Source organism: Planktothrix serta PCC 8927, assembly GCF_900010725.2.
Classification (GTDB): domain Bacteria; phylum Cyanobacteriota; class Cyanobacteriia; order Cyanobacteriales; family Microcoleaceae; genus Planktothrix; species Planktothrix serta.
On record NZ_LR734954.1, the window covers coordinates 1 to 355 of the forward strand.

1 pseudogene is annotated in these 355 nt (G+C 40.3%); it reads right to left on the bottom strand.

The features are described from left to right. Positions 1-338, bottom strand: a pseudogene (locus PL8927_RS27800) (hypothetical protein); the annotation flags it as partial. Positions 339-355: the final 17 nt, after the last annotated feature.

Genomic DNA, 355 nt, shown 5'->3' on the forward strand with positions numbered 1-355 from the left:
GAGAACCGAGAAATGGCTTGCCATGCTCTATCTGCACTTGACTGTCTTGCCTGAGAATTTAATTTGCTTGCCCAAGGAGTTGTAGAGTCTTTCGCTAAAACAGCGCAAAGTTTCTGCAAGTCATTTCTTGTAGTCCCTTTGTTCTCCATCCAATATTTAACGCATTTGTTTCTGACAAATTGCGCTGTCCTAATAGATTCATCAAGCTTTTGATATTGCTCTGAAGTGCCGTTCTTTAACTTGGTTTCTACAACTAACATAATTCCCTCGACCTGGGGTTTACCACTATTATAACACACTTTACCCAAGATTTGTAGAATTAAATCGTTACTTCGCATCTGAGTTAGTGGGTGGG